The sequence below is a fragment of the Vibrio marinisediminis genome (assembly GCF_014050145.1).
Taxonomy (GTDB): domain Bacteria; phylum Pseudomonadota; class Gammaproteobacteria; order Enterobacterales; family Vibrionaceae; genus Vibrio; species Vibrio marinisediminis.
In genome coordinates, this window is the sequence record NZ_JACFYF010000326.1 from 1 (window position 1) to 244 (window position 244).

1 protein-coding gene is annotated in these 244 nt (G+C 67.6%); it reads right to left on the reverse strand.

Annotation, left to right across the window (positions count from 1 at the left end; genetic code table 11):
* A partial coding sequence (locus H2O73_RS24255; protein ID WP_220457783.1) for an ATP-dependent DNA ligase occupies positions 1 to 244 on the reverse strand: 244 nt, incomplete at both ends.

The window sequence follows — 244 nt, forward strand, 5'->3', positions numbered from 1 at the left end:
GTCGCGCAGGTCGGTGCCGCCGTCCTCCAGCAGGTCGTAGGCGCGCAGGATCACCGGGGCCTCGGTCAGCAGTTTTTTCGGCACGGTCTTGCGGCCGATACGTTTTTGCAGGGCGTTGAACGGCAGGGGTGCGTCGCCCGCGCCATTGTAATCCCAGGCGAGCAGTTCGCCGTCGAGCACGGTGCCGTCGGGGAGGAAGTCGCGCAGGGCGGCGAGTTCCGGGAAGCGGTCGGTCATCAGCTCT